Origin of the sequence: Asticcacaulis sp. AC466, assembly GCF_000495815.1 — a bacterium.
In the GTDB taxonomy this organism is placed as follows: Bacteria; Pseudomonadota; Alphaproteobacteria; order Caulobacterales; family Caulobacteraceae; genus Asticcacaulis.
On the sequence record NZ_AWGE01000061.1, the window covers coordinates 1 to 379 of the forward strand.

Annotated in this window: 1 protein-coding gene; it reads left to right on the top strand. The window is 59.1% G+C overall.

The window, feature by feature from the left end:
* A partial coding sequence (locus AEAC466_RS45095; protein WP_035430611.1) for a hypothetical protein occupies positions 1 to 198 on the top strand: 198 nt, incomplete at its 5' end.
* Positions 199 to 379 lie beyond the last annotated feature (181 nt).

The following is a 379-nucleotide window of genomic DNA, read 5'->3' on the forward strand; positions in this document are numbered from 1 at the left end:
GTACCCAAGCGTGATGACGCGACAAATTTCAGCGAGGTCGCCTGGCTCGAAATCTATGAATCGCGTTTTCCCGGGCGCAGCCGTTGGAGTTCGCGTCTTTCCGGCCTGCGCCCCATGCTTTCGACCGCCCTGGGGGGCGACATGACCTTGCTGTTTGCCCGCGTTCCCGAAACCCTCTCAGCTTCACCAAAAGGATAGAAGATGACCGCCTTGCTCCGTCTACTCAAAGATCTGAAATCAACCGCCCGCTCTATGATGTCCTGGGCGTTCCTGACGGTCGCCTGCACGGCCGTACCGGCATACGCCTATAACGATGCCGGTCTCTATGCAGCCGCCCCACCACCCAACTCGGTCTTCGTCCGTATCATCTCGTATGCCG